Here is a 26,246-nt window from a genome sequence, read left to right on the forward strand (position 1 = left end):
AAAAATTATTTATTCAGGTTGTAGAACGCTTTTTCACCTGCATAGTTAGCTGTTCCAAGCAACTGATCTTCAATACGAAGAAGCTGGTTGTATTTAGCTACACGGTCTGTACGGGACGGTGCACCAGTCTTAATTTGACCAGCGTTCGTCGCAACTGCGATGTCAGCAATAGTAGCGTCTTCTGTTTCACCGGAGCGGTGGGAGATGACTGCTGTGTAACCTGCACGTTTAGCCATTTCGATCGCTTCGAATGTTTCTGTAAGCGTACCAATTTGGTTAACTTTAATCAGGATAGAGTTGCCAACGCCTTCTTCAATCGCACGGCTTAGTTTAGCTGTGTTTGTAACGAACAAGTCGTCACCAACAAGCTGTACGCGGTCGCCGATACGGTCTGTAAGAAGCTTCGTACCTTCCCAGTCGTTCTCATCAAGACCGTCTTCAATTGATACGATCGGGTACTTGTTAACAAGCTCTTCGTACCAGTCAACCATTTCTTCAGAAGTACGTACGACACCTTCACCTTTAAGGTTATATTTGCCGTCTTCATAGATTTCAGAAGATGCTACGTCCATAGCAAGCTTAACTTCTGCATCCGGCTTGTAGCCTGCTGCTTCAATTGCTTCAATAATAGTAGATAGTGCTTCTTCGTTGGATTGAAGGTTTGGAGCGAATCCGCCTTCGTCACCAACACCAGTGTTGTAGCCTTTGTTCTTAAGAACTGTCTTAAGGGAGTGGAAAATTTCCGCACCCATACGTAGAGCTTCTTTGAAAGTAGGAGCGCCCACAGGCATGACCATGAATTCTTGGATATCTACGTTGTTATCCGCGTGCTCTCCACCGTTTAGGATGTTCATCATCGGTGTTGGAAGAGTAGAAGCAGTGAATCCTCCAAGATATTTGTAAAGTGGAAGACCTACAACATCTGCAGCCGCGTGTGCAACAGCCATGGAAACACCAAGAATTGCATTCGCACCAAGGTTTCCTTTGTTTTCTGTACCATCAAGTTCTCTCATCATTTGGTCGATAAGGACTTGTTGTGTAACGTCCATTCCAAGAAGTTTTGGAGCAATTGTTTCATTTACGTTGGCAACTGCTTTTTCAACACCTTTACCAAGGTAGCGTTCTTTGTCACCGTCACGAAGTTCAACTGCTTCATATTCACCAGTTGAAGCTCCACTTGGTACAAGTGCTGTACCGAAAGCTCCGGATTCTGTATAAACTTCTACTTCTACAGTTGGGTTACCACGAGAGTCAAGGACTTCGCGTGCATATACGTCAGTAATGTATGGCATATAAATTCTCTCCCTTAATTATTTGATTAATGATTTTCCTGTCATTTCTTCTGGTTGCTCGACATCCAATAGTTCAAGAAGCGTCGGTGAAAGATCGCCCAGAATTCCGCCTTCGCGAAGTTCTACGCCTTCTTTCGTTACGATTACAGGAACCGGGTTCGTCGTGTGTGCCGTCATCGCATCACCGTCCAAGGTCGTCACCTCGTCGGAATTACCATGATCGGCCGTGATGATCGCATGGCCGCCTTTTTCAAGGATTTTGTCTACGATTTTACCTAGACATTCATCGACCGCTTCTATCGCTTTGACTGTCGGCTCAAGCATGCCGGAGTGACCAACCATATCCGGGTTGGCAAAGTTGAGGATGATAGCATTATGCTTATCCGCATCCAATTCACCCAGTAGAGCATCCGTTACTTCGTAGGCGCTCATTTCCGGTTTAAGGTCGTATGTCGCCACTTTCGGAGAATCGATGAGGATGCGCTCTTCCCCTTCAAATTCCTGCTCGCGGCCACCGCTCATGAAGAACGTTACGTGCGGGTATTTCTCCGTTTCCGCAATACGCAGCTGCTTCATATCATTAGATGCAAGTACTTCTCCGACCGTATTCTTCAAATTGTTCGGAGGAAAAGCAACTTTACTGTTCACTTGATCGCTGTATTGAGTCATTCCTACGAAGTGAAGATTCTTAGGAGCTTCTTCTCCACGATCGTAGTCACTGAAATCATCGTTGGCGAACGCCTTGGAAAGCTGGATCGCACGGTCAGGACGGAAGTTGAAGAATACAACACTTTCTTCATCTTCTACCGTTCCGAGCGGTTGTCCGTTTTCATCAGTCAGAACGACCGGCTCAACGAATTCATCGTACACGTTTTCTGCGTAGGAATCATCCATCGCTTTAATTGGATCCTGATACTTAGATCCTTCTCCATAAGCGATGGCGTCATAAGCCTTTTTCACACGTTCCCAGCGATTGTCACGGTCCATCGCAAAATAACGACCGGAAAGCGTCGCAATTTGACCAATACCGATTTCTTCCATCGCTTCCTGTGCCTGCTTGATGTACGTTTTCGCTGACTGCTGTCCTACGTCACGACCATCTAGGAATGCGTGGATAAATACTTTCTCCAGCCCTTCCTGTTTAGCAAGCTTTAATGTTGCAATCATATGATCGATATGACTGTGAATTCCACCGTCGGAAAGCAGACCGAAAATGTGAAGCGCTTTGCCGTTTTCTTTTGCATGGCGAACGGCGTTCAGCAATACTTCATTTTCAAAGAAATCTCCTTCACGGATGGAAAGATTGATTCTTGTCAAGCTTTGGTAGACCACCCGGCCTGCACCAATATTTAAGTGACCCACTTCTGAGTTACCCATTTGACCTTCCGGAAGCCCAACCGCTTCTCCACTAGCCGTAAGCTGGGAGTGGGGGTAATTGTTCCAGTACCGATCAAAATTTGGTGTGTTCGCCTGTTTGACGGCATTCCCCTTCTCTTCCTCGCGGATAGCGAAGCCGTCAAGGATGATCAAGGCAGCAAGGTTTTGATTACTCATGCTTACCTGCCTCCACTAATTTCAAGAAAGAATCCGCTTCTAAGCTGGCACCGCCGACAAGTGCGCCGTCGATATCAGACTGGGATAGAAGTTCCTCTACGTTAGCAGGCTTCACGCTTCCACCGTACTGGATACGTACAGCTTCTGCAGCTTCTGTGTTAACAAATTCGCTGACAACTTTACGAATGTATGTGCATACTTCATTTGCCTGCTCGGAAGTAGCTGTACGACCGGTACCGATCGCCCAGATAGGCTCGTAAGCAATGATGGATTCTGCACACTGTTCATTTGTAAGACCGTCCAACGCTTTCTTCACTTGCGTTTCAACAACGTCCATTGTCTGGTCCGCTTCACGCTGTTCAAGGGATTCCCCTACACAGATGATTGGAGTCAAACCGTGCTTGAATGCCGCATGGACTTTCTTGTTTACTTCTTCGTCTGTTTCTTTGAAGATCTCGCGACGCTCGGAGTGACCAAGTACGACATGGGACACGCCAAGTTCTTTCAGCATAACCGGACTAACTTCCCCAGTGAATGCTCCGTTTTCTTCAAAGTGCATATTCTGTGCACCGATTTTCAGGCTTGTACCTTCCGTCTCTTCTACCAGTTTCTGTAGAAAAGGGAACGGAGCACAAACGATGGATTCCACTTGCTCGGAAGAAGGAACCTCATTTTTTGTCGTCTGAACAAAATCAGCCGCTTCACGGTGATTCTTATTCATTTTCCAGTTACCTGCAATGACTTGTTTACGCATAATGATTCACCTCTCCTTTATTATTTATCGTTCAATAGAGCGACGCCTGGAAGTTCTTTACCTTCCATGAATTCAAGAGATGCACCGCCGCCTGTGGATACGTGATCCATGGCGTCTGCAAATCCGAATTTCTCGACAGCCGCCGCAGAGTCGCCTCCACCAATGACTGTATATCCTTCCGTTTCAGAAAGAGCGTTGGCTACAGCTTTCGTACCGTTAGCGAAAGATTCAATTTCAAATACGCCCATTGGTCCGTTCCAAATTACAAGTTTGGAATCCTTGATGACTTTAGCGTATTTCTCTCTCGTTTTCGGTCCGATATCAAGCGCTTCCCAATCAGCAGGAATGCTGTCGATCGCAACTTCTTTTTTATTGGCAGAATCAGAGAAGTCGTCGGCTACGACAACATCTTCAGGCATATAGAAGTTCACGCCTTTTTCTTTTGCTTTCTTCATGTATTCCTTCGCCAGATCGATTTTATCTTCTTCCAACAGGGATTTACCAATTTCGTGGCCAAGAGACTTCACGAATGTATAAGCAAGTCCTCCACCGATAATCAGATTATCGACTTTGTCTAGCAGGTTATCGATCACACCAATTTTGTCTTTAACTTTCGCGCCGCCGACAATTGCCGTGAACGGACGCTCCGGATCTGATAGAGCTTTACCGAGTACATTGATCTCTTTCTCCATCAAGAAGCCAGCTACAGCAGGAACATGCTCGGCAATACCAGCTGTAGAAGCATGTGCACGGTGAGCTGCACCGAAGGCATCATTCACATAGAGGTCAGCCAAATCTGCGAATGCTTTCGCCAAATCTGCGTCATTCTTCTCTTCACCAGGGTGGAAACGTACGTTTTCGATTAGGACGATGTCGCCGTTTGCCATGTCAGACACAGCTTTGTTCACTTCGTCTCCTACTACTTCGTCTGTCTTCGTAACCGTCTGCCCCAGCAGATCGCTTAGACGCTTCGCAACAGGATCAAGACGCAGGTCTTCTACTACTTCTCCCTTAGGACGTCCAAGGTGACTTGCAAGAACGACTTTCGCTCCGTTGCCAGTCAGGTGTTTGATGGTAGGAAGGGCAGCTTTAATTCTAGTGTCATCTGTCACTTCTCCATCAGCCATAGGTACGTTGAAGTCCACACGGCAGAAAACCGTCTTCCCTTGTACTTCTACGTCGCGGATTGTTTGTTTGTTCATAGAATGACAACCTCCTTAGAGTTGTGTTTGATGTCCCCTTATGTACGTTTCCACATCTTCCTGATATGGAAACGCCGTCTGAACGGGAACCAATAAAACATGGATAAAGGAGGAGGACATGAGACCCCCTCCTTTCCATTTTTTTATAGTATTTTCAAATCAGGCTTTCGGCTTACAGGCCTTGATTTTTAAGGTAAACAGCTAGGTCTACACAACGGTTGGAGTATCCAGTTTCGTTATCATACCAAGATACAACTTTAACCATGTTGTTTTCAAGGATAAGAGTAGATAGACCGTCTACTACAGAAGAGTGAGTGTTGCCATTGTAGTCAGTAGATACAAGTGGCTCGTCGCTGTATCCAAGGATACCTTTAAGTTTGCCTTCTGCTTCTGCTTTAAGCGCTTCGTTAACTTCTTCAGCAGTAACGTCTTTGTCAAGCTCCGCAACCAAGTCTACGATAGATACGTTCGCAGTCGGTACACGCATAGCCATACCGCTAAGTTTACCATCAAGGTGTGGAAGAACTTTAGCAACTGCTTGAGCAGCACCTGTTGTTGTAGGAATGATGTTTTCCGCTGCTGCACGCGCACGACGGTAATCCTTGTGTGGAAGGTCAAGGATCTGCTGGTCATTTGTGTAAGAGTGAACAGTTGTCATCATACCGCGTTTAAGACCGAATTTCTCGTCAAGTACCTTAGCATATGGAGCAAGGCAGTTAGTCGTACAAGAAGCGTTAGAGATTACATGGTGAGAATCTTTGTCGTATTTGTCTTCGTTAACTCCCATTACGACTGTAAGGTCTTCCCCTTTAGCTGGAGCAGAGATGATAACTTTCTTCGCGCCTGCATCCAAGTGTTTCTTAGCATCTTCACGTTGAGTGAAACGGCCGGTAGATTCGATTACGATATCTACACCGTGATCTCCCCAACCAAGTTGCGCAGGATCTTTTTCAGAAAGTACTTTAATTTCTTTACCACCAACGATAAGGTTGTCACCGTTTGTAGATACTTCCTGATCCAACTTACCATGTACAGTATCGTACTGTAGAAGGTGTGCAAGCATGTTAGCGTCTGTAAGGTCGTTTACTGCAACTACCTCAACGTCGTTGTTTTTCAACGCAGCGCGGAATACGTTACGTCCAATACGTCCAAAACCGTTAATACCAATTCTTACTGTCATGCAAAATTCCTCCTTGATGATTAAAAAATCATTTATTTAAAGGGATAAACCCCTTATTAACTCTTGTGCAGCCCCTTCATCCGTGATGAGGACATTACTTTGTCCGGGCTGGAAATAAGATGCGATCGCCTGGGCTTTGGAACGGCCGCCTGCGACAGCGATGACGTGCTCTGCATCCTTCAGATCTTCTAATTGAAGGCCGACGGTGCGGACTTTATGAACAACTTCCCCACTTCTATTGAAGTAATATCCGAAAGCTTCCCCGACAGCATGGTTCTCTTTGATGAGCTCCAGCTGTTCCCGGGATGTTTTCCGTCGTTCAGCCATCGTCAGGGCGTCTCCTACTCCGTGGATGACGATATCCGCATGGCGGATGATTTCAAGCACTTCTTTAATGGAAGGCTCTTTTTTTATCGTCATATAGGATTCTTCACTAAGTGGATCGGGTACATAAAGAAGACGATAGTCTCCTTTTGCTTTTTTGGCCATTTCAGCACAGATCGTATTGGCCTGATTCTCCACTCTCTCCCCAAGACCGCCGCGGGCAGGCACATACAGGCACTGGTCGGCTCCACGGTATGGACGCATCATTTGTGCGACAGCGGCCATCGTGGATCCACCTGTAATGGCGATTGCTTGATTCGGGACAATATGCCTTTTCAAATACTCGGTACACGCTTTTCCCATCTCTTGTTTAACCCAAGGGAGCTCATCGCTGTCTCCAGGAACAACAACAGCATAATCTAGGTTTAATTTATCCTTAAGCTGCTGTTCTAAAACCTTTATTCCCGTGACCTCTTTAATAAACTCGGCTAGCTGTTCAAGAATGTTCTGCCCTTCATATGTCAAATGCATACCTCTGGACGTAATCTCGACGGCGCCTTGTTTATTAAGAAAATCAACCTCACTTCGAACGGTACGCTCAGCGAGTGCTATGTTCTCCGCCAACGCCCTCCGCCCGACTGGCTGCATGATCTGAATGTAGTACAACAACTGATAACGCCGCTGCATAACGTCCAGAACGTCGGGGAATAATTTCTTCTGTAAGTCGATGAACGCTCTCATGGAAAAAGCTCCTTCTTTGAAATAATACCAACCGGGATAATTTATGTCCCAGCCAGTCATATTCTGTCCCGCTTGGAGCAAAAAAATATCTTATTACAGGTTTAATATTAACAGTCGCTCCGGCTAATCGCAAGCAGAATACGACACGTTTTTTATTGTAAACGCTTTTCCAACTGGAAATAGTCTATGCTTCTATAATCCAATGTCTCGCCTGAGATATCGACCACCGGTATTTCAAGTATATATTTCTCCAATAGATCTGGATTATCCTCAATATTTACTTCCAATACATGTGCATCGAACAGTTCGATCAACTGTTTTACCTCTTCACACAATTTACAACCCGGCCTGCTGTACAAGACTACCTCCTTCACATGAACACCCCTTTCCTTACAAAAAAGGCACGCTTATGAAGCGTGCCCGGTCTTATCGTAAAAACCATTGTCGATTTTCATTTTCCTCTTTTTCAGAAAGTCCGTTAACTCTTCGCCTACATAATTCTCGGGTGTACGTTTCAGCGACTCATAATTGAAGGACAGCTTCCGCTGACGCTGCATGTCGAACACGTGGATCCGTCTGTCTTCAGATATTTCCTCAGTCGACAACATTTTGTAACGGATTAGGTTTGTCATATATACCCCTTTTCTATTCCAAAGCGAAAAGTATCTCATCTATTATATAAATTCTAACATACTCCGACCCTTTAAGGAACTACATTACGATAGCAAAACCAAATAAATGTTCGTATCGTATTTGTGCGTATTTTGTATAACTTTAATCTAAAGAACATCTTTGTAACCGCAGATCATTCTTCAAAAATCATTATCTTTATATAATAACAGATACACACAAAATAAAAACCCCGATCTTCTTAATGAATGATCGGGGTTTTTATCACATTATGTATTTTCAGCGCGCCTGAGAGGATTCGAACCCCCGACTGACGTAGAACCGGAATCTACCGCTCTATCCAACTGAGCTACAGGCGCATTAGCGACATGCAAAATCTATTATAAGGTTATTCTTAAAAAAACGCAACCTTTTCCACTACATTCCTTAAATCTTATCTATCAAGGAGGGAAATAAAGAGGAAAGGCAGAAAAATTATTCAATTACGACGTGCGACGTTTAGTAAGGAAATTTAAGGGTATGATGGTAGAAGGAAAATCGAGAAAAAGGTCGATCGTTTTTGTTTGACCTTCATTGACCTTAATTGTATGATTAATGTATTCCATCATATTGACTTGATGATAAGGAGGAATTTGAAATGAATCTAGTCCCAACAGTTATTGAACAGACAAACCGTGGAGAGCGTGCTTACGACATTTACTCCCGCTTACTTAAAGACCGTATCATCATGCTCGGCAGCCCGATCGATGATAATATCGCGAACTCTGTCGTTTCCCAGCTGCTATTCCTTGCAGCTGATGATCCGGAGAAAGATATCTCTCTATACATTAACTCTCCGGGTGGATCTATTACCGCAGGTATGGCCATCTATGATACGATGCAGTTCATCAAGCCTGATGTATCCACCATCTGTACAGGTATGGCAGCGTCTATGGGTGCGTTCCTCCTTAATGCAGGAGAACCCGGCAAACGTTACGCACTTCCTAACAGTGAAGTAATGATCCACCAGCCGCTTGGAGGTACGCAAGGACAAGCGACGGACATCGAGATTCACGCGAAACGAATTATTAAAATGCGTGAAAAATTAAACCAAATCCTTTCCGAGCGTACAGGTCAGCCGATTGAAGTAATCGAGCGCGACACAGACCGCGACAACTTTATGTCCGCACATGAAGCGGTAGAGTATGGTTTGATTGATAAGGTTATGACAAAAGTTACAGACAAATAACTCCAAAAAATCCTCTCCGGCGGTCAGCCGAAGAGGATTTTTTATTTTTTTGAAATCGATACCTGCTTTGCGCTCATTCTTTCACAAGAATGTCGTCAATTCTTCACGAATGCTGTCAGACGCTCTATCGCTTCCTGTTCATCTGTACCGTCAGCAATCAATTTGATTTCTTCGTCTGTTCCGACAGCAAGACTCATTAATCCCATAATGCTTTTCGCATTTACACGCTTCTCCGCCTTTTCTATAAACACATCAGCAGAAAACTTGTTGGCTTCCTGGACAAACTGCGCGGCCGGTCTTGCCTGAAGCCCTGTGTCCAATTCAATTTTCACTTGTTTCTCAATCATCACTCACGCTCCTCTCTATAAATACCGCTCCGTTGTAAGCGGATTCAGTCCGGTGTAAAAAAGAACGCTTTCCAAAATTATGAAAGCGTTGGATTACCTAATATTATATCACGGATTTGTTAAGCTTACATCAGTTTCTTGAGTTTTCTGCAACTTCTCCTCTGCGTACCTTTTCAGCAAACTCGTCTATTTTCCGTAAACGATGATTGATTCCTGATTTGCTGATGGCACCACCCGAGACATACTCGCCCAGTTCTTTCAAGGAAACTTCCTGATATTGAAGCCGAAGCATAGCTATCTCCTGGAGTTTATCCGGAAGAGCTTCTAAACCAACCGTACGTTTTATGAACTTGATGTTCTCTACCTGACGGAACGCTGCACCGATCGTTTTATTCAAATTCGCCGTTTCGCAGTTGACGAGACGGTTCACCGAGTTTCGCATATCGCGTACAATACGTACGTCTTCGAATTTGAATAAAGCCTGGTGTGCTCCGATGTTACTAATCAATTCTGTAATTTTATCTGCTTCTTTCAAATACGTGATATAGCCCTTTTTTCTGCTCAGAGTGCGTGCATGAAGACCGAAACTGTTCATCAACGTACACAACGCTTCGTTGTGTTCCTCATCGGATGAGTAAATCTCTAAGTGATAGGAAGATGTCTCTGGATTGTTAACAGATCCCCCTGCAAGAAATGCGCCTCTCAAGTATGCACGTTTACAGCAGGTTTCTTGCAAATACTTCTCGGGAATCTCAGGATTTATCGACAGCGGCCCCTTTAATATTTCCAAGTCCTCCAGAACGATTTTCGCATTCTCCGTCAGCCTGACAATATAGACATTATTCTTTTTCAAACGCATTTTTTTCCTAACAAGCAGTTCTACCGGGTAGGGATAGAGCTTCTTGATGAGCGTATAGATTCTCCTCGCAATAGCCGCATTTTCCGTTTGGACATCGAGGATATATTCTCGATTTGAGAAGGAAAACGTCCCGTTCATTCTCACTAAAGCCGCCAATTCTGATTCCATGCAATGTGTATCCGACTCTACATTCGTCAATTCTTTCTTAATTTCTGATGCAAATGACATGATGTCCACCCCCTTTGTCGAGAAGTTACCGTTTAAAGCATGGATTGCAGTAAACGGGCAATTTTCTCTGTATCATGACGAAGCATTGGCTTGCTCCTGTCTATGATGTCTTCTTCTATTACTTCTATTCCCATCGATTTGATCCGATCGATGTCATAAACTACCGGTTCTGCATTTTCCTCGGCGTATGCCTTCCTGACACCTCGATCAATCGGCTGATTATGGACAATGACCGACTGGAGTACACCTTCACCGATATGATCGAACAGTGCCTGGATGTGATCTGCTGCCGTATAACCGGAAGTTTCCCCTTCCTGGGTCATCACATTGCAGATATACGTCACTTTTGCTTTCGTTTCCCTTAATGCCTCTCCAATTTCCGGGATGATGATATTTGGAAGGATACTGGTATACAGGCTCCCCGGAGAGATGACAATCAAGTCTGCAGCATTGATTGCTTCGACCGCTTCCGGAAGTGGCTGCACCGGTGTAGGGCTTACAAACACCTTCTTGATCCTTTTATTCTGCTTAGGAATGAGCGATTCACCTGTAACAATGGTTCCGTCTTCCATTTCTGCATGCAGGCTCATCGAATGATTGGCGATCGGGTATATGTTTCCGCGCACATTCAGCACCCGGGAGATTTCTTTAATACCCTGATAGAAGTCCCCGGTCATCGATGCCATCGCAGCCAGTAAAAGGTTTCCCATAGAGTGACCGGATAAGCCGTTCCCATTTGAGAATCTGTGCTGAAACAATTCCAGAAGCATTGGTTCTGCATCCGACAACGCAGCTACCACGTTTCGAATATCACCAGGAGCCGGGATTGCCATTTCCGTCCGCAGACGCCCCGAGCTGCCTCCGTCGTCTGCTACGGTAACAATTGCGGATAAATCAATGGGCAGATACTTCAAACCGCGTAACAAGACCGGCATTCCAGTCCCGCCTCCTACGACGACGACGCGTGGTTTCGTTTTCTTATCCATCCCTTACCGACCCTTTCTCTTCTCAATGTCTCGATGAGTCACGTGGGTGACAAAGTCTGAGGAGAAATATTCGCACAAATGCTCGGCCAATGCGACAGAGCGGTGCTGACCGCCTGTACAACCGATCGCAACTACGAGCTGGCTCTTTCCTTCCCTTTTATACTGGGGAAGCATGAATTGGAGAAGATCCTTCAATTTCTCAAGGAATTTCTGAGTGTCCGACCATTTAAAAACATACGAAGACACCTCTGTATTCAATCCGGTTAGAGGACGCATGTGTTCCACGTAATGGGGGTTTGGGAGAAAACGAACGTCAAACATTAGATCTGCATCAATAGGCACCCCGTACTTAAAACCGAACGACACCATCTGGACAGAAAAGACCTGCTGTTCTCTCTGACGATAGTTCTCTATGATTTGTTCACGTAATTCTTTAGGCTTTAATGTGGTGGTGTCAATGATTTTCTGAGATCTTCCCCGAAGCTCATCCAACATCTTACGTTCTTTCCTTATCCCTTCAAGGGGAAGCCCGTCTTTCGCAAGTGGATGAGAACGCCTTGTTTCTTTATAGCGGGACACAAGTGATTGATCCTCTGCGTCGAGAAATAGAATATGCTCCTGCAACCACTCTTCTTTACCCAGCCGGTCCAGCGAGTCAAATAAGGAATCAAAGAATTCTCTTCCACGCAGATCCATGACAAGAGCCACGTTTTGTATATTATTGCTCGAATCTTTCATCAGTTCCAGGAACTTTGGAAGGAGAGCGGGTGGTAAATTATCGACACAAAAAAAACCGAGATCTTCAAAACTTTGAACAGCCACAGTTTTTCCTGCGCCTGACATTCCTGTGATAATGACTAACTGCGTTTCATCTGTATCCATATGCATCGTTTGCATCGCTCCTCATTTTTCAGGCTGAGACGGGTCCAGTTCCTTATCAAGCAACTGGAAGTCCGTCGTATATACAAATGTTCCATATACTTGTTCCTTACTGTTGAGAAGATGGCGGAAAATTTCCCGGTCTCCTTCAGCCATCGGCTTTTGAAGCACGTCGTCTACGTGTACCCACTCCAGTTCACCTTCTTCGCTGATTTCAAGGAGTTCTCCTGTATAGGAAGTGCTGTAAAAAGTGAACATCATCCATTCCTGAACGGTCGTTCCTTCTTCACGCATGACGAACGTGAAAGAACCGCGCATTTCAGGATCTGTGACGGTCAATCCCGTCTCTTCCCAAAATTCACGGACAGCTGAATCTTTGATGTTTTCGCCTGCTTCCATTTTCCCGCCCGGTGCTACATACCATCCTCGGCGCGGCTTTTTCAATAACAGTACATAATCATTCACATGTAATACACAGTTTGCTACACGTTGCATTCTCCAGTCACCTCTGTTTCTTTCTGAAAAGGCATCTTCCCCCATTATACAATGAATACACAGACGCCCACAATGATTGGATTGATACGCCTGGTCCAAAGCGCAAAAAAAAGGCACAGATGACATGCACCTGTGCCTGATGGAAAAATCTATTAAAGGGGGGTCAATTGCTTGATTTCATCATAACAAGTGAATGTTTCACACGTGTTACACATGCGTTAAAAAGCTGTGTTAATTGACCACTTTCAATTCTTCTAAAAGGTTCTCGATATAGTGCTGCGCAGATTGAGCGGCGATACTGCCGTCACCAGTCGCAGTGACGATTTGCCGCAGCTCTTTCTCACGAATATCCCCGGCTGCAAAAATACCAGGAACTTTCGTTTCCATGTTTTCGTCTGTTTCAATATACCCTTGTTCATTCGTAATCCCAAGGCTTTCAAAGGGCTTACTCAGAGGATTCATTCCAATATAAATGAATGCACCGTTCGTATCAAATTCCTGCGTTTCGCCTGTTTTATTGTTGTGAAGTGTGACACTTCCCACTTTCCCGTCTTTATCATTGATGGATTTAACAACCGTATCCCAGATGAATTCGATCTTATCGTTATCAAATGCACGGTCTTGAAGGATTTTCTGTGCACGAAGCTCATCGCGACGGTGTATAATCGTAACTTTGCTGGCAAAGCGAGTGAGATATACCCCTTCTTCTACAGCGGAATCTCCGCCTCCTACAACGACGAGTTCTTTATCACGGAAGAAAGCTCCGTCACACACCGCGCAATAGGACACACCACGACCTCCGAGCTCTTTTTCACCCGGTACACCTAGTTCTTTATACTGGGCGCCGGTCGTCACGATGACAGCACGGGCTTTATACTCCTTATTACCGGCACGGACCGTCTTATATTCCTTGCCGTCTATAACTTCTTTAATATCTCCGTACGCATACTCCGCACCGAATTTCTTCGCGTGCTCGAACATTTTATTGGAAAGGTCCGGACCAAGAATGCTTTCATATCCAGGATAGTTCTCTACATCTTCCGTGTTTGCCATCTGACCGCCGGGTACGCCGCGTTCAATCATAAGCGTATCCAGGTTGGCACGGGAAGCGTATACGGCAGCAGTCATTCCAGCAGGACCGGCTCCTGCAATGATTACATCATAAATACGTTCTTCCGTCATTGATTATCCACTCCTTCGTTAGCATAGACACTGTTGTCTGATGTCTTAATCATAATAAATCAAGTGCAACCCGTCCATCAATGTGCTTAAATAAGCGGACTGCAAAACCGCATCGACATAAGACAAGCGCCGCAGTGAAGGACTGGACTTCACAGAAGCGCTCAGCTTATGTCCGTGTATGCAGGAAGGGAAGCCGCAGGATATTTATTATACCTCTTCCCACGGTCCGCCTTCATCCGCCATCTTAGGAAACTGTTTGCAGCCTTTTTCCCAAAGCTGAAGGGCCTTGGAAGGGTTGCCTGTATGATATACAGCAATGCTGTACCATTTATAATAGCCTCTCCGTCGAGTCACTTGTCTATCCTTCAATAGACGGAACCGATCCACGGCTTCCTGATAGTGGCCCGCCCTTGTAAGAATTTCGGCAATTGCCACCTTCTGTTGCTCATGCATCGGATAAACATTACGCAGCAGACGGACATAATTCATCGCTTCCTCCGTCTTTCCCTGTTTTAATAAAAAGACGGCCAGATTCACATAACTTTGGATGTTAGAATGATCTTCTTCCAATATCGAACGTTCAAATTCCAAAGCCGCCTCCTGATCGCCGTTCATAAATAATGCATAGGCATATTTATGCTTCGCAAGCGAAAATTCCGGAAATGATTCCATCATTTCCTCCAGAACACTCAATGCCTGAGGCCACTCTTCGTGCTCTAGGTGATAAAAAGCTGTCTCCTGATAGATAAGAAGTTCATCTTCATCTTCAAATGCCCAATCATCTTCTTCGTCCTCTTCTTCTAAGTTATCCAACATGTCCCGAAGCTGTAAGGCAGCGTCCTCGAACTCTCCGTCCTCTGCCTGTTCCAAATAGGTTTCTACATACTTCTTCGCGTCACTTAAAAGACCAAGATGTGCATAATTGTTCGCCATCAAATAATAACAATCGACATATTCTTTGCCGAACTGCGCCAACACTTCCGTCAATACCTGATTGGCAGCATGATAAGAACCAACTTCCGTGTACACGACAGAAAGTTGGCACTGATAGAGCGGTTCATCGGGAGAAGCTTCCATCGCTTTTTTCAGCCACTTCACAGCAGCACTGAAACGACGCTTTTTGAAAGCCTGAATCCCATGGGTGAAATAAAACGACCCTGATGGAAGAAATGGGATAATATTCGTATCCTTTTGTGCCGCTGTTTCTTTTAGTGATGTCGTCATGACTGTCCCCCTATTTCCGTTTCCAATCTCACTAGTTATGCAGTATAACATAAATGTCGATATAGAAATAGGAGAAAAAGGTAACAAAATCAGGAGTGTCTCTGCTCCAACACTTTCAGCACTTCATCAAGAGGAACACCACAATCCGTCAGAACCATCATCAAGTGGAACAGAAGATCGGCCGATTCCATAGCCAGTTCTTTCGGATCGTCGTTCTTCGCTGCGATAATCACTTCCCCGGCTTCTTCTCCTATTTTCTTAGCGATTCTGTCGATGCCTTCTGCAAACAGCTGCCCTGTATAAGAATCCTCAGGGAGTGATGCTTTCCGTTCTGCAAGAATCGTCTGCAGTGTATCAAGAATCTGATACCGCTCTTCTTTAGGCTCTACGCCTGTGTTTGTCAGTTCCTCTGAAAAACAGCTGTAGTCCCCTTTATGACAGGCAGGACCAGCCGGGATAACCTGTACGAGCAAGGCATCCTGATCACAGTCATAGTGGATACTTGTTACACGCTGCGTATTCCCGGAAGTCTGACCCTTGTACCAAAGTTCTTCTCTGGAGCGACTGTAAAACACCGTTTCTTCTTTACGAAGGGTTTCTTTCAAAGATTCTTCACTCATGTAAGCAAGTGTCAATACAGTTTTAGATCTTGCATCCTGGACAATCGCAGGGACCAAGCCCTTTTCATCGTACTTCACATCGCTCATATTCATCGCACCGGCACTCCTTTTTCCTTCAAATAGGTTTTCACATTTGCTACGGATGTTTCTTTATAATGGAAGATCGAAGCTGCCAGGGCAGCGTCTGCATCGACCTCCGTGAATACTTCATGAAAATGTTCGGCGTGCCCCGCTCCTCCGGAAGCAATAACAGGAACGGAGACGACTTGCTGAACAGCTTTCAATAGCGGAAGGTCAAATCCGGTTTTTTCGCCATCTTTATTCATGGAAGTAAGGAGGATTTCACCGGCACCCAGTCGAACTCCTTCTTCCGCCCATTCGGTCACAAGCCAGTCTGTCGGTGTCCTCCCGCCGTGCGTGTAAACCCTCCAGTCTCCCGCTTCTTCGTCATACCTTGCATCAATGGCAAGCACGATGCATTGACTGCCGAAAAAATCTGAACCTTCTCGTATTAAATCCGGCCGTAATACTGCTGCGGAATTAAGGGACACCTTGTCCGCGCCGTTCCGAAGCGTCTCCTTCATATCTTCAAGGGTGCGAATGCCGCCACCTACAGTGAACGGTATCGCAAGCTCGGAAGCGACAGCCCTTACGACGTCAATCATCGTTTTCTTCCCTTCATGGGTTGCGGAAATGTCAAGGAAGACCAGTTCGTCCGCTCCTTGTTCATCATACACCTTCGCCAGTTCCACAGGATCACCGGCATCACGGATGTCGACAAATTGGATACCTTTGACAACCCGTCCCTCTTTTACATCCAAACATGGAATGATCCGTTTCGATAACATCAGTCCTCCTCCACTTCTAATGCTTCACGCAAAGTGAATTGATTCGTGTATAGCGCTTTACCGATTATAGAACCGACTACGTGCTTATCGCTGTATTCTTTCAGTTCTGTTAAATCATCCAGTCCTTTAATTCCACCGGAAGCAATGACATTAACACCGGTCTCTACGGCAAGCCGGGCTATTTCTTCCGTATTTGGTCCGGAAAGCATTCCATCTTTAGCAATGTCCGTATAAATAAACGTTTCCGCTCCTGCTTCGGCCAGCTCTTTACCTAAATCCACCGCACGAACCTTGGATTGCTCCAGCCATCCGGCTGTAGAAACGAAGCCATTCCTTGCATCAAGACCGATGGCAATCCTTCCGCCGTATTTCCTCAACAGTTGCTTCGTGGCTTCTGTTTCGCTGACGGCAAGTGAACCGATAATGACACGGTCAACTCCTTTATCCAAGTAGTAGCGTACATCATCTTCCGTACGGATGCCCCCGCCGATCTGGACACGACAATCGAGCTCTTCGGCTGTACGAATAACATATTCCGCGTTCTTTCTTGAACCCGCTTTGGCACCGTCAAGGTCCACCATATGGATCCATGATGCACCGGCTTCCGCGAACTCTTTTGCTACTTCAAAAGGGTTCTCGCCATAAATCGTCTCTTTTGCGAAGTCCCCCTGTTCTAAACGAACACACTTGCCGCCACGCATATCGATGGCCGGGTATATAGTGAAAGTCATGATTATACCACTCCCTGTTTACACATTACTTTGCAAAAATTCTCGAGCAGCTGCATCCCTGCCCGCCCACTCTTTTCCGGATGGAATTGACTTGCAACGAGATTTTCTTTACCGATGATCGCAGGAACTTCGACATGATAGTCGGAAGTCGCATAAAGAATTTCCCTGGCTTCAGTCCTGGCCACATAAGAATGGACAAAGTAGACATGTTCCGCTTTCACATTGGCAAGGAGAGGCTCGCCCGGCTTGTGAATATCAAGCTCGTTCCATCCCATATGAGGAACCTTATAAGACTTACCTTCTTCATCTACACCTGGAAAACGGGTGATGGTTCCTGGAAAGAGGCCTAAACCCTCCGTCCATCCGCCCTCTTCACTGGATTCGAATAGCAGCTGCATACCAAGACAGATCCCGTACAACGGAACACCTCTCGATACCTCCGCTTTGATGAATGGGATGAACCCATGAAGATCGAGAGCTTTCATCGCATCTGGGAAGGCTCCCACACCCGGCAGTATGTAGCCGTCGCAACCTTCCAGCAGTTCGGGACGGTCTCCGATACAATAGTCGACACCGATTCGCTCCAGCGCCTTGGAAACACTGAATAAATTGCCCATTCCATAATCAATTATTCCGATCATTTCACAAACTTCCTTTCGTACTCGGCACACCCTTCACACGCGGATCAATGGTCGTTGCTTCATCCAAGGCTCGCCCAAGCGCTTTGAACATAGCTTCGATAATGTGATGGGTGTTTATGCCGTGGTGCAGAACAATATGTAGGTTCATCCGCGCTTCGACTGCAAGCTTCCAGAAGAACTCATGGACGTTCTCCGTATCAAATGTACCTACCTTATCTTTGGGAAGTTCTGCTCTCCATTCCAAGTGCGGTCGATCACTCAAATCAACAGCCACCGTTACAAGCGTTTCATCCATAGGGAGCGTCATAGACCCGTAGCGCTTCATCCCGTACTTATCCCCGACAGCCTTCCTCAGTGCCTGTCCAAGGCAGATGCCTATGTCTTCGGTCAAGTGGTGATCATCCACTTCGATGTCCCCTTTACCATCCACCTTTAAGTCAAATAGTCCATGCTTCGTAAACAGCTCCAGCATGTGTGACAGAAAGGGCACCTGCACATCCAAATCCGCTTTCCCCTGCCCGTCTATATTCAATTCCAGTCGGATATCTGTTTCTCTTGTCGTACGTTCAATTGCTGCACTTCTCGTCATTTCCACCGCTCCTTCCTGATTTCTACTGCTCTGGCGTGACCTTCGAGACCTTCAAGACGCGCAAAGCGGGCAATTTTATCTGCATTTCTTTTCAAGGCTGCCTCGCTGTAGGATATAACACTGGATTTCTTTAGAAAATCGTCGACCGTCAAAGGGCTGGAGAACCGGGCTGTACCGTTCGTCGGAAGCACGTGGTTGGGTCCAGCAAAATAATCCCCGACAGGTTCCGAGCTGTAAGGACCTAAAAAGACGGCTCCGGCGTTTTTGATCAGAGCAAGGTCGCGGAACGGATCCTCTGTTAGAACTTCCAGGTGTTCCGGTGCTATTTCATTCACCGTATCCACGGCCTCCTGCCATGTATCACAAATGATGATCATTCCGTAGTCTTCTACACTCTTTCTGGCAATATCTGACCTTGGCAGCACTTTAACCTGCGTCCGCACTTCTTCCTTTACAGCTTCTGCGAGCGCTGCACTTGTTGTTACAAGCACGCTTGAAGATCGCGCATCATGTTCCGCCTGGGAAAGGAGGTCGGCCGCCACTTCACCCGGAAACGCTGTGTCGTCAGCGAGGATGGCGATCTCACTGGGACCAGCTATCATATCGATATCCACATCCCCGAAAACTTCCCGTTTCGCAAGAGCCACGTATATATTGCCGGGACCGGTTATTTTATCAACAGGAGCTAAACTTTCTGTTCCATATGCCAATGCCGCAATCGCCTGGGCACCGCCCACTTTGAACACATTATCCACGCCCAGAATACGCGCCGCGACCAGGACACCCGCCGGCACTTTGCCATCACTTCCAGGAGGAGTGACCATGACAATACGTTCCACTCTGGCTACCTGCGCGGGAATGACATTCATAAAAACAGAAGATGGATAGGCAGCTGTCCCTCCCGGCACATACACACCTGCTGCTGCGATTGCTGTAATCTTCTGGCCGAGAATCGAACCGTCCTGCGTGGTGTCAAACCATGAATTCGGGAGCTGCTTTTCATGGAATCGGCGAATATTTGCCGCTGCCTCTTCCAAGATTTCTACATACCCGCCCTCTAGCGATTCGTAAGCCTCCTCGAATTCTGCTTCCGACACTTGGATGGAATTCAGCATAATACCGTCAAACTTTTGTGTGTAGTCTATAAGTGCCTGGTCCCCCATGACTTTAACATCCTGGATGATAGACTGCACCGTCTTCCGCTGCTCTTCTGTTCCTTGATCAACACTTCGCTTCAAGGAGATCCGGTCACTCTTCTTTACTATCTTCATGCCTTTTCTCCTTCCATGACCAGACTCAAATTGGTAACCATCTGTTCGATTTCCTCACTTTTCAGTCGGTAGCTGACCGGGTTCACAATTAAACGGGACGTAATTTCTGTGATTTTTTCATATTCGATCAGACCGTTCTCCTTAAGCGTACGACCTGTCGATACAATATCGACAATTCGATCAGCGAGACCGATCAGCGGTGCCAGTTCGATGGAACCATTAAGCGGAATGATTTCTATCTGTTCTCCCTGTTCACGGAAATAGTCGGAAGCGACTTTGGGATACTTAGTCGCAATCTTTGGAGCAATTCTGCTGAGCGGCTGATCAGGAAGACCAGCAACAGCAAGGTAACAAGGGCTGATTTTCAAATCGAGAACTTCATATACATCCCGGTCCTGTTCAAGTAGGACGTCCTTGCCGGCGATGCCGATATCTGCTGCCCCGTACTCGACATAAGTCACGACATCCATCGGTTTTGCCATCATCACTCGGATATTCTCATCAGGAAACTCCAAAATCAATTTTCTTGATTCATCAAGATCGGCGCCCAGTTCATAACCTGCCCGCTTCATTAGTTCCGCTGCTTCTTCATAAATACGTCCTTTCGGCATGGCAATCGTCAATGGTTTACTCATTCCCGCTACCACCTTTCGTTACATCCACCGTTTCTGCTAACTCCTTACGAAATGCTTGAATATCCGGGATTTGATCCATATGCTGAAGCAATACTTTTCTCCCCGTCTCCCGATAGTCAGAAGCTAGAGAAAGACCCTTCTGAAAGCTGTCATCATCGACAATGATTCCTACCCGTTCGTCGCTTCCTTCCCTCTCGTCCAATGCTTCCACTAGACGTTCCAGGTGAATGGCAAAGCCTGTAGCTGATGCATTCAGCTGGAAAGAAGGAAGCAGTGTATCGTATCGGCCGCCGTTGCAGAGCAGCGCACCTATGTGTGGTGCATACCCTTCGAATAGAATTCCTGTGTAGTAGTCCATATGGCTGATCAAATTCAGGTCGAAATGAATGTAGCGTTCGACGCCATATTGTTTGAGCAGTCGGAATAACTGCTTCAATTCATTTACCGCCTGCATACATGATTGATTACGGGCAAGGGACCGGCTTGCATCGAATATTTCTTCTCCGCCCTTCAAGTTTAAAAGCTGGAGCAAAGCATCCTGCTTATCCCCGCTGATCGTAAGTTCCTTGACCGCTTCTCTATATCCCACATAATTCTTACGGTATAAGTAATTCAAGAGCTTTTCCATTGTTTCCTGCTCTTCTCCGAGGAGGTCCTGGAAAAATGCCTTCACATAGCCGATATGCCCGACTGTAACGACAAAGTCCTGCAGCCCCGTCCGTTTCAAAGATTCGACGAGTAGTGCGATTACTTCCGCATCGGCATATGACGAATGATCACCAATCAGCTCCGTGCCTACCTGCTCGAACTGGGCAGGCTTCCCGCCTTCCGTCTGTTGCGCACGGAACACCGGTCCATCATAAGCAAGCCTGAGAGGGAACTCTGAGTTTTTAAGCTGGGATGCAGCCACTCTTGCAATTGGTGCGGTCATATCCGGGCGCAGCACCAACGTGTGTCCCTGCTGATCGAGAAGCTTGAACAATTGTGTATCAAGCGTAGCACTCACTTTTCCAACTGTTTCGTGATATTCCATGATCGGCGTATCCATAAAAGAATAGCCATAAGATAAGATTGTATCGGCTAATTTTTTACGTGCATTCGTTTTTTGATTATGAAAGAAGGGCAGCGTGTCTCGCATCCCTAAAGGTTTTTCAAACATTAGACGTTTAACCAACGGAACTCATCCTTTCCCCAAATCCTTTAGTCTGCTAACATGCTAACAAAATAAAGATAGTGCGTCAAACATCTTTTCCTTTTTTTGCTTTTATTCATCAATGATAGCAGAAAATGTCGAAATATTTCTGTAAATACGACATCTTATCATAAAAATATGCTTGAAATAGACGCTTTTCTCGTTTATTGCTAAAAATGGATTATATTTATTGCCTTCTGTTAACCTTTTCTCGAAGCACAGAAAAAGAGCCCCTCCATTAAGAAAGGCTCTTTTATCTTTCCCTTGTATTCATTAAAAATAAGAAAGCAATTAAAGAGGCTGGAATCTTCCCCCTCTCTTTCCACTCAATCAAACAGCCGGGCATCTTCTCAAACCGGTCCGCCGCTTCCGAAGGGATCGCACCACGCTTGATCATTGCCCATTCCTTACCAGCTTGATCTTTAACAAGAAAATGACCGATAAAGGCATCCCCTTCTGCAGTCCAGCGCTTATTATCCGTCCCGACATAGACAATCGTACGTTTCCCGGATTCCCGGTCTTTTGTTTCTTTGGTATAAGCGACGTACTCACCCGCATGGTTCTGAACGTACCCTCGCCAAGCAAATCCTCCTTTTTTCTCCATCGTGTACAAGAGGTTTCCTTCTCTGTCCGTCACTTCACATTCAAAGGAACGAATGTCAGACACAGAAAGCAATACAGAAAGCTTTCTCCAAAGCGGATACTTCCCCAGTTTCCTTTCCTCTGCTTCTGCATATACGGCTCCATCCATATCCACCAGCACCGCATGGGCGGAATCTAATGTTTTCTGACCGACATACATCCTGCCTGGGACCCTCTCAATGGTCAAGGACGTTTCGTCAGCCTTGACATGCATATCCGTTTTCTTTGCTTTCTTCCAATCAACAAAACCAGTTCGCAAAAGGCCGATTCCGCCCAGCGTGAAAGCGAATGAGTATAAACCCATGAATGCAATAGAGACAGACCGGTACCAAAATAGTTCAACAAGGAAAAGAACCGCTAATATGGACAGCACCGTCCCTGCCAGCAGTTGGCGTTTCGCATCCTTTTTAATAAGTTCCTCTACACTCGTCATATGTATCCCTCCTCTAACTGTTTCTACGGTTTGACTTAGAGAAAGGTTCCACTTCGCTGAAAACTGACTGTTGTTAACAAAAAAGCCTCTCCTAATTGGAGAGGCTTCTTTAGCAGGTCTTTATACAAACTCCACCGGTTTAACTGCTTCTTCAAGCAGAAGGTTCAGTTCTTTCGTGTACTCTTGTTTCTGCTGTTCGGAATACCCAAGTGCAGTCGTCAAGTATTCAATAACGGAATCCTTGTGCTCATGTACCCAGTTGATATCAAAGAACAGGGCACCTGTACGGCGGACAAAGAAATCGACCGGCTTCATAACCAGTTCATTCTCCAATCCGTACGTAAGCTGAGCGAATACAACAGGATCCACGCCGGCTTGTTCCGCTTCCTGCCTGCGATTCTTAAGGTTTTGGAAAACCTTATCGACATTAGCACCATACAGGCGGATCAATTTATCCGCTACTTTAGCGTCCAGGCCGATGGAATCTCCAATTTTCATCCGTTCTTCTTTGAATTTCTTAAAGCCTTTGGATCCGCCGACTTCCCCACCGGAAATAGGCATATGTTTCGTTTCTGAATCAGAGTAACGAATGCCGTACTCTTCCGTCAATTGATCACGAACAAGATCAACGGCTGTCTGTGCCATTTTACGATAACCGGTAAGTTTACCTCCGGCCATGGAAATAAGCCCGGAATCCGAAACGAAAATTTCATCCTTACGGGAGATTTCAGACGGATCTTTTCCTTCTTCATGAATAAGCGGACGAAGACCGGCCCAGCTGGATTCCACGTCATTGGCGTTAATTTCTACAGACGGGAACATCATATGAATAGAATTCAAGATATAGTCTCGGTCATCTTCTGTCATAGTCGGATGCGCAATATCTTCGTCATACGTCGTATCTGTTGTACCCACATAGGTCTTTCCATCACGAGGAATGGCAAAGACCATGCGGCCGTCCGGCGTATCAAAATAAATCGCCTGTTTCAATGGGAACTTGGCTTGGTCAAACACAAGGTGGACACCTTTCGTCAAATGAAGGGTCTTCCCTTTTTTGGAACCATCAATTTCACGTAATTCGTCTACCCACGGACCACCTGCATTAATAATTTTCTTCGCTTTCACGTGGTACTGTTCATTCGTTACTGTATCTTCGACTTTAGCACCGGCAAGTTTGCCGCCGTCATCATAAATGAAATCAACAACTTTCGTATAGTTCGAAGACAAGGCGCCGTGTTCAACTGCTTTCTTCATGACTTCCAGAGTCAAACGGGCATCGTCTGTTTTATATTCTACATAATAGCCGGCACCTTTCAGCCCCTCACTCTTAATCAAAGGCTCACGTTTAAGCGCTTCTTCCGCACTCATCATGGTACGGCGTTCTGATTTCTTAACACCTGCCAGGTAGTCATATACCCGCAGACCGATGTTCGTGGAGAACGGACCGAAGTTACCGCCTTCATGGAACGGCAGCAGCATCCATTCAGGAGTCGTTACATGTGGACCGTTCTCATAGACGATCTCCCTTTCTTTCCCTACTTCAGCGACCATCTTCACTTCAAATTGCTTCAAATAACGCAACCCTCCGTGAACGAGCTTTGTCGAACGGCTGGATGTACCTGCTGCATAGTCCTGCATTTCTACGACAGCTGTTTTCATTCCCCGGCTTGCCGCATCTAAAGCGATTCCGGAACCGGTGATACCTCCACCAATTACTAGAACATCCCACTCTTCCTGTGCCAAACGATTTAATTGATCCTGTCTTTCATAACTAGAAAGTGATTGCATACGATCTCTCCTTCTTCCATTGATGTTCAATTTAATCGGTCTGATAGGGGTATTCCCTAAAACGGGCCCAAATATGTGTCCGATTGCTCATCGAGCGGCCGTCTCTTCCGTAGGAGAATACAAAAAAAGAGACCACGAACACCTTTATGTATAAACATAAAGTTTCGTGGTCTCTCCGTATCTCCGACCAATTTGATTAACTTATGGGTATATTATATCCTACGCTCATACGTGTGTCAAAGGCTTTACTCTTCCTGTTTAAACACCCTTGTCGCCTCCACAGCCTTCTGCCAGCCTTGATAAAGTTTTTTCCTCTTCTCTTCCTTCATGGCAGGGTCGAACTCCCGCTCCATTTCCCATTGGGAATCTATATCTTTACGGTCTTCCCAGAATCCTACCGCAAGTCCCGCCAAATAGGCAGCACCAAGAGCCGTCGTTTCATTAATTCTCGGACGCTCCACCGTAACATTCAGAAGATCACTTTGGAACTGCATCAATAAGTTGTTTTTGACCGCTCCTCCATCAACACGCAGCTTTTTCAACTCAATTCCGGAATCCTCCACCATTGCATCAACGACGTCTTTCGTCTGATACGCAAGAGAATCGAGAGTTGCACGTACAAAATGGGCTTTCGTTGTTCCGCGCGTCAGTCCGAACACAGCTCCTCGTGCTTCACTATCCCAATACGGCGTTCCCAATCCTACAAAGGCAGGTACGACATACACACCTTCCGTCGAGTTGACACTGCCGGCAATTTCTTCACTGGCAGGAGATGATTCGATCATCTCCAGTCCGTCCCTGAGCCACTGAATAGCAGAACCGGAGACGAAAATGCTCCCTTCCAGTGCATATTCCACTTTTCCATCCAACCCCCAGGCAATTGTGGTCAACAGGCCGTTATTGGACTTAACCGCCTCTTCTCCGGTATTCATCAACATGAATCCACCAGTACCATAGGTATTCTTAGCCATGCCTTTCTCAAAACAAGCCTGCCCGAACAAAGCTGCCTGCTGATCGCCTGCTATGCCGGCAATGGGAATATTTTTTCCGAAGAAGTGATAATCCACCGTTTCTGCATAGACTTCTGATGATTCTTTTACTTCCGGAAGCATACTGGACGGAACACCAAGAATTTCAAGGAGTTCATCATCCCACTTCAAATCGAAAATATTGTACATCAATGTCCGGGAAGCATTGGAATAATCCGTTACATGAGCCGCCTTCCCGGACAACTTATAGATAAGCCACGTGTCAATCGTTCCAAACATCAACTCTCCTTGATCCGCTTTTTCACGTGCTCCTTCTACATTGTCGAGAATCCATTTGACCTTCGTACCGGCAAAATAGGGATCGAGAAGCAGCCCCGTCTTTTCACGGAACGTCGGTTCATGTCCCTGCTCTTTTAACTCATTGCAGATCGGCTGCGTTTGTCTGCTCTGCCATACAATTGCCTTGTGGACCGGCTTCCCTGTATTCTTGTCCCACACAACGGTTGTTTCCCTCTGATTTGTTATACCGATGCCGGCTACTTGATCCGCTTCGACATCCGATTTTCTAAGTACATCTGCAATACACGCAAGCACAGATGTCCAGATTTCATTGGCATCATGCTCCACCCAGCCCGGCTTAGGAAAATATTGTTCAAACTCCTTTTGACCGGTCTCCACGATTTCGCCTTCTTTATTGAATAAAATTGCTCGTGAACTGGTCGTCCCCTGATCGATCGATAAAATATATTTTTCCATCTTCAT

General features: G+C 46.0%; 27 protein-coding genes and 1 tRNA gene. 1 reads left to right on the forward strand and 27 read right to left on the reverse strand.

Features of this window, described 5'->3' with window-relative positions; genetic code table 11:
• Positions 1–5: 5 nt before the first annotated feature.
• The 9 genes from eno to M662_RS14315 all read right to left on the reverse strand — a co-directional run bounded on the left by eno (position 6) and on the right by M662_RS14315 (position 8,036).
• Complete coding sequence (gene eno, locus M662_RS14275; RefSeq protein ID WP_026578238.1) at positions 6–1,292, reverse strand: phosphopyruvate hydratase; 1,287 nt, start codon at positions 1,290–1,292, stop codon at positions 6–8.
• A gap of 18 nt (positions 1,293–1,310) precedes the next feature.
• On the reverse strand, positions 1,311–2,846 hold the full coding sequence (gene gpmI, locus M662_RS14280) for a 2,3-bisphosphoglycerate-independent phosphoglycerate mutase (RefSeq protein ID WP_026578237.1): 1,536 nt from the start codon (positions 2,844–2,846) through the stop codon (positions 1,311–1,313).
• Positions 2,839–3,600, reverse strand: coding sequence for a triose-phosphate isomerase (tpiA, locus tag M662_RS14285; protein WP_008634100.1), 762 nt, complete (start codon positions 3,598–3,600; stop codon positions 2,839–2,841). The genes gpmI and tpiA overlap by 8 nt, the downstream gene beginning before the upstream one ends.
• Before the next feature lie 20 nt (positions 3,601–3,620).
• Positions 3,621–4,802, reverse strand: coding sequence for a phosphoglycerate kinase (locus tag M662_RS14290; protein WP_026578236.1), 1,182 nt, complete (start codon positions 4,800–4,802; stop codon positions 3,621–3,623).
• Positions 4,803–4,974: 172 nt separating this feature from the next.
• The gene (gap, locus tag M662_RS14295; protein WP_008634098.1) at positions 4,975–5,982 is read right to left on the reverse strand and encodes a type I glyceraldehyde-3-phosphate dehydrogenase; all 1,008 of its coding nucleotides are present in this window, start codon (positions 5,980–5,982) and stop codon (positions 4,975–4,977) included.
• A gap of 36 nt (positions 5,983–6,018) precedes the next feature.
• Positions 6,019–7,047 (reverse strand): sugar-binding transcriptional regulator, encoded by a 1,029-nt coding sequence (locus M662_RS14300; RefSeq protein ID WP_026578235.1) that lies wholly within the window; start codon positions 7,045–7,047, stop codon positions 6,019–6,021.
• A 152-nt stretch (positions 7,048–7,199) separates the two neighbouring features.
• A complete protein-coding gene (locus tag M662_RS14305) occupies positions 7,200–7,421 on the reverse strand; it encodes a glutaredoxin family protein (RefSeq protein WP_008634095.1) in 222 nt (73 codons plus the stop codon).
• Between the two features lie 33 nt (positions 7,422–7,454).
• Entirely contained in the window at positions 7,455–7,679 is a 225-nt protein-coding gene (locus tag M662_RS14310; protein WP_008634094.1) for a hypothetical protein, read from the reverse strand.
• A gap of 281 nt (positions 7,680–7,960) precedes the next feature.
• A tRNA-Arg gene (locus M662_RS14315) sits at positions 7,961–8,036 on the reverse strand.
• A 278-nt stretch (positions 8,037–8,314) separates the two neighbouring features.
• Between M662_RS14315 and clpP the strand changes: the two genes are divergently transcribed.
• Positions 8,315–8,905: an ATP-dependent Clp endopeptidase proteolytic subunit ClpP gene (gene clpP / locus M662_RS14320; protein WP_008634093.1), complete on the forward strand. Its 591-nt coding sequence runs from the start codon at positions 8,315–8,317 to the stop codon at positions 8,903–8,905.
• A 95-nt stretch (positions 8,906–9,000) separates the two neighbouring features.
• Here clpP and M662_RS14325 read toward each other — a convergent pair whose 3' ends face one another.
• The 18 genes from M662_RS14325 to glpK all read right to left on the reverse strand — a co-directional run bounded on the left by M662_RS14325 (position 9,001) and on the right by glpK (position 26,240).
• Positions 9,001–9,252, reverse strand: coding sequence for an HPr family phosphocarrier protein (locus tag M662_RS14325; RefSeq protein WP_008634092.1), 252 nt, complete (start codon positions 9,250–9,252; stop codon positions 9,001–9,003).
• A gap of 130 nt (positions 9,253–9,382) precedes the next feature.
• Complete coding sequence (whiA, locus tag M662_RS14330) at positions 9,383–10,339, reverse strand: DNA-binding protein WhiA (protein ID WP_008634091.1); 957 nt, start codon at positions 10,337–10,339, stop codon at positions 9,383–9,385.
• Between the two features lie 32 nt (positions 10,340–10,371).
• Positions 10,372–11,325, reverse strand: coding sequence for a gluconeogenesis factor YvcK family protein (locus M662_RS14335; protein ID WP_008634090.1), 954 nt, complete (start codon positions 11,323–11,325; stop codon positions 10,372–10,374).
• 3 nt (positions 11,326–11,328) lie between these two features.
• A complete protein-coding gene (gene rapZ, locus M662_RS14340; RefSeq protein ID WP_152522225.1) occupies positions 11,329–12,207 on the reverse strand; it encodes an RNase adapter RapZ in 879 nt (292 codons plus the stop codon).
• Between the two features lie 21 nt (positions 12,208–12,228).
• The gene (locus M662_RS14345) at positions 12,229–12,699 is read right to left on the reverse strand and encodes an 8-oxo-dGTP diphosphatase (protein WP_026578233.1); all 471 of its coding nucleotides are present in this window, start codon (positions 12,697–12,699) and stop codon (positions 12,229–12,231) included.
• 231 nt (positions 12,700–12,930) lie between these two features.
• Entirely contained in the window at positions 12,931–13,881 is a 951-nt protein-coding gene (trxB, locus tag M662_RS14350; protein ID WP_008634082.1) for a thioredoxin-disulfide reductase, read from the reverse strand.
• Positions 13,882–14,088: 207 nt separating this feature from the next.
• Entirely contained in the window at positions 14,089–15,105 is a 1,017-nt protein-coding gene (locus M662_RS14355; protein ID WP_008634081.1) for a tetratricopeptide repeat protein, read from the reverse strand.
• 89 nt (positions 15,106–15,194) lie between these two features.
• On the reverse strand, positions 15,195–15,818 hold the full coding sequence (gene hisIE, locus M662_RS14360) for a bifunctional phosphoribosyl-AMP cyclohydrolase/phosphoribosyl-ATP diphosphatase HisIE (protein ID WP_008634079.1): 624 nt from the start codon (positions 15,816–15,818) through the stop codon (positions 15,195–15,197).
• Positions 15,815–16,573 (reverse strand): imidazole glycerol phosphate synthase subunit HisF, encoded by a 759-nt coding sequence (gene hisF / locus M662_RS14365; protein ID WP_008634077.1) that lies wholly within the window; start codon positions 16,571–16,573, stop codon positions 15,815–15,817. The genes hisIE and hisF overlap by 4 nt, the downstream gene beginning before the upstream one ends.
• Positions 16,573–17,304: a 1-(5-phosphoribosyl)-5-[(5-phosphoribosylamino)methylideneamino]imidazole-4-carboxamide isomerase gene (gene hisA, locus M662_RS14370; protein WP_026578232.1), complete on the reverse strand. Its 732-nt coding sequence runs from the start codon at positions 17,302–17,304 to the stop codon at positions 16,573–16,575. The genes hisF and hisA overlap by 1 nt, the downstream gene beginning before the upstream one ends.
• Before the next feature lie 2 nt (positions 17,305–17,306).
• Positions 17,307–17,945 carry an imidazole glycerol phosphate synthase subunit HisH gene (gene hisH, locus M662_RS14375; protein ID WP_008634071.1) on the reverse strand — a complete coding sequence of 213 codons (639 nt, stop codon included), beginning with the start codon at positions 17,943–17,945 and terminating at the stop codon, positions 17,307–17,309.
• A gap of 1 nt (position 17,946) precedes the next feature.
• Positions 17,947–18,534 carry an imidazoleglycerol-phosphate dehydratase HisB gene (hisB, locus tag M662_RS14380; protein WP_026578231.1) on the reverse strand — a complete coding sequence of 196 codons (588 nt, stop codon included), beginning with the start codon at positions 18,532–18,534 and terminating at the stop codon, positions 17,947–17,949.
• Positions 18,531–19,805: a histidinol dehydrogenase gene (hisD, locus tag M662_RS14385; RefSeq protein ID WP_026578230.1), complete on the reverse strand. Its 1,275-nt coding sequence runs from the start codon at positions 19,803–19,805 to the stop codon at positions 18,531–18,533. Before hisD ends, hisB begins: the two co-directional genes overlap by 4 nt.
• Positions 19,802–20,440: an ATP phosphoribosyltransferase gene (hisG, locus tag M662_RS14390; RefSeq protein WP_008634065.1), complete on the reverse strand. Its 639-nt coding sequence runs from the start codon at positions 20,438–20,440 to the stop codon at positions 19,802–19,804. The genes hisD and hisG overlap by 4 nt, the downstream gene beginning before the upstream one ends.
• Positions 20,433–21,614: an ATP phosphoribosyltransferase regulatory subunit gene (locus M662_RS14395; RefSeq protein WP_008634063.1), complete on the reverse strand. Its 1,182-nt coding sequence runs from the start codon at positions 21,612–21,614 to the stop codon at positions 20,433–20,435. The genes hisG and M662_RS14395 overlap by 8 nt, the downstream gene beginning before the upstream one ends.
• 271 nt (positions 21,615–21,885) lie before the next feature.
• A complete protein-coding gene (locus M662_RS14400; RefSeq protein WP_008634061.1) occupies positions 21,886–22,707 on the reverse strand; it encodes a hypothetical protein in 822 nt (273 codons plus the stop codon).
• Between the two features lie 120 nt (positions 22,708–22,827).
• Entirely contained in the window at positions 22,828–24,495 is a 1,668-nt protein-coding gene (locus tag M662_RS14405; protein WP_008634058.1) for a glycerol-3-phosphate dehydrogenase/oxidase, read from the reverse strand.
• 245 nt (positions 24,496–24,740) lie between these two features.
• A complete protein-coding gene (gene glpK / locus M662_RS14410) occupies positions 24,741–26,240 on the reverse strand; it encodes a glycerol kinase GlpK (RefSeq protein WP_008634055.1) in 1,500 nt (499 codons plus the stop codon).
• Positions 26,241–26,246: the final 6 nt, after the last annotated feature.

Source organism: Bacillus sp. SB49 (assembly GCF_000469135.2).
Taxonomy (GTDB): domain Bacteria; phylum Bacillota; class Bacilli; order Bacillales; family Halobacillaceae; genus Halobacillus.

What these genes read in the sequence shown, in the direction of transcription:
- clpP (WP_008634093.1), top strand. Translation starts at nt 8,315, where the DNA reads ATGAATCTAGTCCCAACAGTTATTGAACAGACAAACCGTGGAGAGCGT.
- M662_RS14345 (WP_026578233.1), bottom strand. Translation starts at nt 12,699, where the DNA reads ATGCAACGTGTAGCAAACTGTGTATTACATGTGAATGATTATGTACTG.
- M662_RS14400 (WP_008634061.1), bottom strand. Translation starts at nt 22,707, where the DNA reads ATGACGAGTGTAGAGGAACTTATTAAAAAGGATGCGAAACGCCAACTG.
- M662_RS14325 (WP_008634092.1), bottom strand. Translation starts at nt 9,252, where the DNA reads ATGATTGAGAAACAAGTGAAAATTGAATTGGACACAGGGCTTCAGGCA.
- trxB (WP_008634082.1), bottom strand. Translation starts at nt 13,881, where the DNA reads ATGACGGAAGAACGTATTTATGATGTAATCATTGCAGGAGCCGGTCCT.
- eno (WP_026578238.1), bottom strand. Translation starts at nt 1,292, where the DNA reads ATGCCATACATTACTGACGTATATGCACGCGAAGTCCTTGACTCTCGT.
- M662_RS14310 (WP_008634094.1), bottom strand. Translation starts at nt 7,679, where the DNA reads ATGACAAACCTAATCCGTTACAAAATGTTGTCGACTGAGGAAATATCT.
- hisH (WP_008634071.1), bottom strand. Translation starts at nt 17,945, where the DNA reads ATGATCGGAATAATTGATTATGGAATGGGCAATTTATTCAGTGTTTCC.
- hisG (WP_008634065.1), bottom strand. Translation starts at nt 20,440, where the DNA reads ATGAGTAAACCATTGACGATTGCCATGCCGAAAGGACGTATTTATGAA.
- M662_RS14300 (WP_026578235.1), bottom strand. Translation starts at nt 7,047, where the DNA reads ATGAGAGCGTTCATCGACTTACAGAAGAAATTATTCCCCGACGTTCTG.
- glpK (WP_008634055.1), bottom strand. Translation starts at nt 26,240, where the DNA reads ATGGAAAAATATATTTTATCGATCGATCAGGGGACGACCAGTTCACGA.
- whiA (WP_008634091.1), bottom strand. Translation starts at nt 10,339, where the DNA reads ATGTCATTTGCATCAGAAATTAAGAAAGAATTGACGAATGTAGAGTCG.
- M662_RS14355 (WP_008634081.1), bottom strand. Translation starts at nt 15,105, where the DNA reads ATGACGACATCACTAAAAGAAACAGCGGCACAAAAGGATACGAATATT.
- hisF (WP_008634077.1), bottom strand. Translation starts at nt 16,573, where the DNA reads ATGTTATCGAAACGGATCATTCCATGTTTGGATGTAAAAGAGGGACGG.
- M662_RS14335 (WP_008634090.1), bottom strand. Translation starts at nt 11,325, where the DNA reads ATGGATAAGAAAACGAAACCACGCGTCGTCGTCGTAGGAGGCGGGACT.
- M662_RS14405 (WP_008634058.1), bottom strand. Translation starts at nt 24,495, where the DNA reads ATGCAATCACTTTCTAGTTATGAAAGACAGGATCAATTAAATCGTTTG.
- M662_RS14290 (WP_026578236.1), bottom strand. Translation starts at nt 4,802, where the DNA reads ATGAACAAACAAACAATCCGCGACGTAGAAGTACAAGGGAAGACGGTT.
- hisD (WP_026578230.1), bottom strand. Translation starts at nt 19,805, where the DNA reads ATGAAGATAGTAAAGAAGAGTGACCGGATCTCCTTGAAGCGAAGTGTT.
- hisIE (WP_008634079.1), bottom strand. Translation starts at nt 15,818, where the DNA reads ATGAATATGAGCGATGTGAAGTACGATGAAAAGGGCTTGGTCCCTGCG.
- rapZ (WP_152522225.1), bottom strand. Translation starts at nt 12,207, where the DNA reads ATGGATACAGATGAAACGCAGTTAGTCATTATCACAGGAATGTCAGGC.
- hisB (WP_026578231.1), bottom strand. Translation starts at nt 18,534, where the DNA reads ATGACGAGAAGTGCAGCAATTGAACGTACGACAAGAGAAACAGATATC.
- tpiA (WP_008634100.1), bottom strand. Translation starts at nt 3,600, where the DNA reads ATGCGTAAACAAGTCATTGCAGGTAACTGGAAAATGAATAAGAATCAC.
- gpmI (WP_026578237.1), bottom strand. Translation starts at nt 2,846, where the DNA reads ATGAGTAATCAAAACCTTGCTGCCTTGATCATCCTTGACGGCTTCGCT.
- gap (WP_008634098.1), bottom strand. Translation starts at nt 5,982, where the DNA reads ATGACAGTAAGAATTGGTATTAACGGTTTTGGACGTATTGGACGTAAC.
- hisA (WP_026578232.1), bottom strand. Translation starts at nt 17,304, where the DNA reads ATGACTTTCACTATATACCCGGCCATCGATATGCGTGGCGGCAAGTGT.